Here is a 6,158-nt window from a genome sequence, read left to right as displayed (position 1 = left end):
GGGGGGGGCGCTCAGTGGTCCTCCCCCGGGGCAGCGGCCGGGGGGGCACGGGCTGGCCCCGCCCCCCCCCCCCCCCCCCCCGGGGGCCCCCCCGCCCCCCGCCCCGCCCCCCCTTCGGCATGCCCCCGCCCCCCCCACGTGACGCCCAGGTGTGTCGTCCCGGAACGTGGGTGACACGCGTGCCACGCCGGGCAGCGGAACGTTTCCGGGTAGGCCCTGCCACCGCGGCCCGCTGGGCCGGCCACTCGAGAGGACCCCTGACCAGAGGCGGAGACCAGATCCAGGGGCCCAGGCGCCAAGATCACCGTTCAGGCCGCCACAGCGTCCGGCTTCACCGGCGGGGTGCCGGCAGGACGGCCGACGACGATCAGAACCGTGTGCGGGCCACGTCGCTGGGCCCCAGGTCAGGGCTCCCGGACCATACGGGTTTCCCCCGGGGTATGGACGCCTGGCAAGATGGGGTGTATCTGCCCACCCATCGATCTGCCGGACGGTTTCTCTTGGCTGAGTTCATCTACACCATGCGCAAGACGCGCAAGGCGCACGGCGACAAGGTGATTCTTGATGACGTCACCCTGAACTTCCTGCCCGGCGCGAAGATCGGTGTGGTCGGCCCGAACGGCGCCGGTAAGTCCACCGTCCTCAAGATCATGGCGGGGCTGGAGCAGCCGTCCAACGGCGAGGCGTACCTGTCTCCCGGCTTCACCGTCGGCATCCTCATGCAGGAGCCCAAGCTCGACGAGTCGAAGACCGTCCTGGAGAACGTCCAGGACGGCGCCGCCGAGATCATGGGCAAGCTGAAGCGCTTCAACGAGGTCGCCGAGGAAATGGCGACCGACTACACCGACGCGCTCATGGACGAGATGGGCAAGCTCCAGGAAGTCCTGGACCACGCCAACGCCTGGGACCTCGACGCCCAGCTCGAGCAGGCCATGGACGCCCTGGGCTGCCCGCCCGGCGACTGGCCCGTCACCAACCTCTCCGGTGGCGAGAAGCGCCGCGTCGCGCTCTGCAAGCTGCTGATCGAGGCCCCGGACCTGCTCCTCCTCGACGAGCCCACCAACCACCTCGACGCCGAGTCGGTGAACTGGCTGGAGCAGCACCTCTCGCAGTACCCGGGCGCCGTCGTGGCCGTCACCCACGACCGGTACTTCCTGAACAACGTCGCCGAGTGGATCCTCGAGCTCGACCGCGGCCGTGCCCACCCGTACGAGGGCAACTACTCCACCTACCTGGAGAAGAAGGCCACGCGTCTCAAGGTCGAGGGCCGCAAGGACGAGAAGCGCCAGAAGCGCCTCAAGGAAGAGCTGGAGTGGGTCCGCTCCAACGCGAAGGGCCGCCAGACCAAGTCCAAGGCCCGTCTCGCCCGCTACGAGGAGATGGCCGCCGAGGCGGACAAGATGCGGAAGCTGGACTTCGAGGAGATCCAGATCCCGCCGGGCCCGCGTCTGGGCTCGATCGTGGTCGAGGTCAACAACCTCAACAAGGCCTTCGGCGACAAGGTCCTGGTCGACGACCTGTCCTTCACGCTGCCGCGCAACGGCATCGTCGGCATCATCGGCCCGAACGGCGCCGGCAAGACCACGCTCTTCAAGATGCTCCTGGGCCTGGAGGAGCCGGACTCCGGCTCCGTCAAGGTCGGCGAGACCGTCAAGATCTCGTACGTCGACCAGAGCCGCGCCAACATCGACCCCAAGAAGTCCCTCTGGGCGGTCGTGTCGGACGAGCTGGACTACATCAACGTGGGCCAGGTCGAGATGCCGTCCCGCGCGTACGTCAGCGCCTTCGGCTTCAAGGGTCCGGACCAGCAGAAGGCCGCCGGCATCCTCTCCGGTGGTGAGCGCAACCGCCTGAACCTGGCGCTGACGCTCAAGGAGGGCGGCAACCTGCTGCTCCTCGACGAGCCCACCAACGACCTCGACGTCGAGACCCTGTCCTCGCTCGAGAACGCGCTCCTGGAGTTCCCGGGCGCGGCCGTGGTCATCTCCCACGACCGCTGGTTCCTGGACCGGGTCGCCACGCACATCCTGGCGTACGAGGGCGAGTCCAAGTGGTACTGGTTCGAGGGCAACTTCGAGTCGTACGAGAAGAACAAGGTCGAGCGGCTCGGCGCGGACGCGACCCGTCCGCACCGCGCCACCTACAAGAAGCTCACCCGAGGCTGAGGGCCGAGGTCGCCGACCATGGCCAGACACCACTACCGATGCCCCCTCCGCTGGGCGGACATGGATGCCTTCGGGCACGTCAACAACGTCGTCTTCCTCCGCTATCTGGAGGAGGCGCGGATCGACTTCATGTTCCGCCTCGCGCCGGGGGAGGGCAGTGAGTCCTTCACGGGCGGTTCCGTCGTGGCCCGCCACGAGATCGACTACAAGCTGCCCCTCGTGCACCGTCACGAGCCGGTCCTCATCGAATCCTGGGTGACCCGGATAGGCGCCGCGTCCCTGACCATCCGCTACGAGGTCAAGGACGAGGCGACGCAGGACACGCCCGAGACGGTCTACGTGCGCGCCGAGACCGTGGTCGTGCCGTACAACCTCGCCGAGGGGCGGCCCCGCCGCATCACGGCCGAGGAGAAGCTGTTCCTCCAGGAGTACCTGGACGAGCCGCAGTCCGGCGCCACCGCCGGTACCAGGGGCATCGCGGCATGAACGAGCAGTTGCACTTCGCCGACTCCGGGGAGGCGGCGGACCTCGCCGCCTTCCTGGGCCGGCTCGTGCACTACGACCGCGCCGCCGCCGTCCGCCTGCAAGCGCGGGCCGGCGGCGGCGCGCTCGCCGTCTTCGGACGGCCCCCGTCCTTCGACGTGCTGGCCATCCGCACCGTCCGGCTCGCCGGAGCGGCCTCCGTGCCGCTGGACCTGACCGTCTCGGCCGGCGAACTCCTGGAGTCCGTCGACGAGGGCGACCGGGCGGGCGCCGTCGTGCCCGCGGCCGTCACCGGACCGCCCTGGGCCGGGGTGCTCCCGCCCCGCGGCGGCTGGGCCCCGGTGGCCGGGCTGCCCGGCCCCGAGGCGATACGGGCGGCGCTGGCGGCCTCCGTCGCCGAATTCCGGGCCCGCGACGAGGCCCTGCCCCCGCAGCACCGGACCCGCTCCGAGCGCGACCGCATCGGCCGCGAGATCTGGTCCCGCACGCTGGGGGACACCGACCTTCCGCTGCGCGCCGTCCACGCCGCGCAGTCCCTGGGCTTCCTGCGGCCGGTACGGTCCGCCGTGCCCGCCGTGCCCACCCCGACCACGGGCCCCGAGCCGGTGGCGCTGCTCGCGGCCGGGGGCTGGCTGCGGCTGCGCACCCCGTACGGATCGATCGCCACGCGCCGCCCCGGCGGCCTCGGCGCCCTGCTGGTCCGTCCCGTCTAGGCCGCGGTCCCGTCCGGGCCGCGGTCCCGTCCGGCTTCGGTCCCGTCCGGCCGCGGTCCCGTCCGGGCCGTGGCCCCGGGGCGAGGCCCCTCCGGGGGGCTTCGTACGGGATCCGCGCGGGAGCCCGTCCGCGCTAGCCGGCCGTGTTGATCATCGAGGCGGCGGCGTACGTCAGGTACCGCCACAGCTGCGCCTCGTGCTCCGGCGCGAGGGCGAGCTCGTCCACCGCGACCCGCATGTGCCTCAGCCACGCGTCGTGCGCGGCCGCGTCCACCTGGAACGGTGCGTGCCGCATGCGCAGGCGCGGGTGGCCGCGGTTCTCGCTGTAGGTGTTCGGGCCGCCCCAGTACTGCATCAGGAAGAGCGCGAACCGGTCCTCGGCGGGTCCGAGGTCCCCTTCCGGGTACATCGGGCGCAGCAGCGGGTCCTCCGCGACGCCCTGGTAGAAGCGGTGCACCAGACGGCGGAAGGTGTCCTCGCCGCCCACCATCTCGTAGAAGGTCTGCTCCTGGACCGTGCCCCGCGGAATCTCATTCACCCGACCATCGTCTCAGACGCCCGGACGGAGGACCCCGGTCCTAGGACCTCCGCCGGGACCCGCGCGCGGGCCCCGGGGCGGCCGCCCGGAGTAGCCCGGGGGCCCGGTCCGCAGGACAGTGGAGGCATGGGCGCACACGCCGAGGTGCGCGACGTGCGGGAGATCGCGCACGCCGCGCAGGTACGGGAGCTCGTCGCCGCCGGGGCGCTGGACGACCCGGCCTGGCGTGCGGCCTTCGCCGCCGTGCCCCGGCACGTCTTCGTCCCCTGCTACTTCACCGGCCGCGGCGCGGGCCACGAACGGCTGTGGGCCGACGACCCCGACCCCGCGCAGCGGGCGCGCTGGCTGCGCGGGGTGTACACGGACGCCCCGCTGGCCACCCGGCTCCGTGACGGTGAGCTGGTCTCCTCCAGCAGCCAGCCGTCGCTGATGGCGAAGATGCTGGAGGCCCTGGAGGTGCGCGACGGGGACCACGTGCTGGAGATCGGGGCGGGCACCGGATACAACGCGGCCCTGCTCTGCCACCGGCTCGGCGAGGACCTCGTCACCACCGTGGACCTGGACGAGGAGATCACCGAGTCGGCGCGCTCGCACCTGGCCCAGCTCGGCTACCGGCCGGCCGTCGTCACCGGGGACGGGGCGCGGGGCTGCCCCGCCCGCGCCCCCTTCGACCGGATCCTGGTGACCTGCACGCTTCCGCTGATCCCGCACGCCTGGCTCGGGCAGTGCCGGCCGGGGGCGCGGATCCTGGCGCCGCTGTCCACCGGGCTGATCGCGCTGACCGTGCGGGACGCGGAGCTGGCGGAGGGGCGCTTCCTGCACACCTCGGCGTACTTCGTGCCGCTGCGCGGGGCCAGGGCGGCGCCGCCGGGCACGTACGGGCCGCCGCAGGGGCTTCCCTACGAGCTGGTGGACAACGAGCGCTTCCAGTTCATGCTGGTGCTGACGTCGGGCGCGCTGCACCCGAGGGAGGCGCTGGACCTGTGGCGGCGCGAGGGCCGGCCGGCGCGCGAACGCTTCGGGGTGACCGTCAGCGCCGAGGGACAGTGGTCGTGGCTCGACGATCCCCAGGGGCCCTACGTGTGGCCCCTGGGGGAGATGGCCGGCCGGGCGGACCCGGCCGGACCGGCCTAGCGGGTCAGCCCCGGCGGATGGTGATCGTGGTCCAGGCGCCGACGTGGACGCGGTCACCGTCACCGAGGGGGACCGGCACGTAGGGCTGGATCGAATCCTCGCCGCCGTTGATGGTGGTGCCGTTGGTGGAGTTCTGGTCCACCACGGCCCAGCTGCCGTCGGGCTGCTGGACGAGCACCGCGTGCTGGTGCGAGACGCCCGGGTCCTCCGGGGGCACCGACAGGTCGACGTCGGGGGACTCGCCCGTGGAGGCGCGGCGCCGGCCGATGGTGATCTGGCCGCCGGCGAGCGGGAGGTGCTGCTCGGGGGAGTACGCGGGCAGGTTGAGCCCGGCCGCCTCCGGGCCGCTGCGCTGCATCATCGCCATGAAGTACGAGCGGTCCGGGCCGATGGTCGCGGTCCAGGAGCCGCCGCCCTGCTGCTGGGGCGGGAAGGGCTGGTGGGACGGGGGCGACTGCTGCTGCTGCTGGTGCTGCGGCTCGTACGGCCCCGGCTGCGACTGCTGCTGGTACTGCTGCTGCGGGGGAGGCGGAGGCTGCTGCTGGTACTGGGGCTGCTGGTACTCCTGGTGCGCCGGGGGCGGCAGCATCCAGTCGTCCTCGCGCTGCAGCGGTTCGGCCGACCTGTTGACCCGCGAAGGGCGCGAGCCCTGGTACTCGAAGTGGTCCTGGGCGTACGCGGGCGGGGCCGACGGCGCGTTCGGAGAGGGGAGCGGCGGGGGCGGCGGCGGACCGGGGGTGCCCTGGCCCTGACCGAGGCCCTGAGCCTGGCCCTGTCCCTGCGCGTGTCCCTGCGCGTGTCCCTGTCCCGGCACCTGGCCGGCGTCCGGGGCGATCGGGGTGTACGAAGTCGCCGTACGCGTCAGGAAGTTGTAGCGGCACTCCTCGCAGTACGGGGCCATGGCCTCGCGCGGGGTGCGGCACTGCGGGCAGAGCTCGGCCTGGGCGGTCGGCTCGCCGGTCGGAGGGTAGCCGTAGCCGTAGGAGGGCGCCGAAGGGGTGCCCGTGGGGGCAGCCATACGGTGACCGCAGACCTCGCACCAGTCGTCGGAGGCGGACTGGTGCCCGTTCGGGCAGGTCGGCATCGCGGCGCTTCCTCCTTCTTCCTGCGCCATCGCGGCAGGCT

General features: G+C 72.6%; 6 protein-coding genes. 4 read left to right on the top strand and 2 right to left on the bottom strand.

What is annotated here, in order from left to right; translation table 11 throughout:
* Positions 1-500: 500 nt before the first annotated feature.
* Genes ettA through ACWF9Z_RS26060 form a run of 3 tightly spaced genes read left to right on the top strand, consistent with a single transcriptional unit; the run spans position 501 to position 3,361 of the window.
* Complete coding sequence (gene ettA, locus ACWF9Z_RS26070; protein ID WP_356658246.1) at positions 501-2,165, top strand: energy-dependent translational throttle protein EttA; 1,665 nt, start codon at positions 501-503, stop codon at positions 2,163-2,165.
* Positions 2,166-2,183: 18 nt separating this feature from the next.
* Positions 2,184-2,651, top strand: coding sequence for an acyl-CoA thioesterase (locus tag ACWF9Z_RS26065; RefSeq protein WP_453605705.1), 468 nt, complete (start codon positions 2,184-2,186; stop codon positions 2,649-2,651).
* Positions 2,648-3,361, top strand: coding sequence for a hypothetical protein (locus tag ACWF9Z_RS26060; RefSeq protein WP_453605703.1), 714 nt, complete (start codon positions 2,648-2,650; stop codon positions 3,359-3,361). Before ACWF9Z_RS26065 ends, ACWF9Z_RS26060 begins: the two co-directional genes overlap by 4 nt.
* Positions 3,362-3,494: 133 nt before the next feature.
* Here the strand turns inward: ACWF9Z_RS26060 and ACWF9Z_RS26055 are convergent, their stop codons facing one another.
* Complete coding sequence (locus ACWF9Z_RS26055) at positions 3,495-3,899, bottom strand: globin (protein ID WP_453605701.1); 405 nt, start codon at positions 3,897-3,899, stop codon at positions 3,495-3,497.
* Between the two features lie 126 nt (positions 3,900-4,025).
* Here ACWF9Z_RS26055 and ACWF9Z_RS26050 point away from each other — a divergent pair, with 126 nt between their 5' ends.
* Positions 4,026-5,033, top strand: a complete 1,008-nt coding sequence (locus ACWF9Z_RS26050) for a methyltransferase domain-containing protein (protein ID WP_453605699.1) — start codon at positions 4,026-4,028, stop codon at positions 5,031-5,033.
* Between the two features lie 4 nt (positions 5,034-5,037).
* Here the strand turns inward: ACWF9Z_RS26050 and ACWF9Z_RS26045 are convergent, their stop codons facing one another.
* Positions 5,038-6,147, bottom strand: coding sequence for an FHA domain-containing protein (locus ACWF9Z_RS26045; protein WP_453605697.1), 1,110 nt, complete (start codon positions 6,145-6,147; stop codon positions 5,038-5,040).
* Positions 6,148-6,158 lie beyond the last annotated feature (11 nt).

This window comes from Streptomyces sp. NPDC054961, from assembly GCF_053609145.1.
The sequence above is the reverse complement of the archived record's forward strand: the minus strand, read 5'-3'. Positions and strand labels throughout refer to the sequence as shown.

What these genes read in the sequence shown, in the direction of transcription:
- ACWF9Z_RS26065 (WP_453605705.1), top strand. Translation starts at nt 2,184, where the DNA reads ATGGCCAGACACCACTACCGATGCCCCCTCCGCTGGGCGGACATGGAT.
- ACWF9Z_RS26060 (WP_453605703.1), top strand. Translation starts at nt 2,648, where the DNA reads ATGAACGAGCAGTTGCACTTCGCCGACTCCGGGGAGGCGGCGGACCTC.
- ACWF9Z_RS26050 (WP_453605699.1), top strand. Translation starts at nt 4,026, where the DNA reads ATGGGCGCACACGCCGAGGTGCGCGACGTGCGGGAGATCGCGCACGCC.
- ACWF9Z_RS26045 (WP_453605697.1), bottom strand. Translation starts at nt 6,147, where the DNA reads ATGGCGCAGGAAGAAGGAGGAAGCGCCGCGATGCCGACCTGCCCGAAC.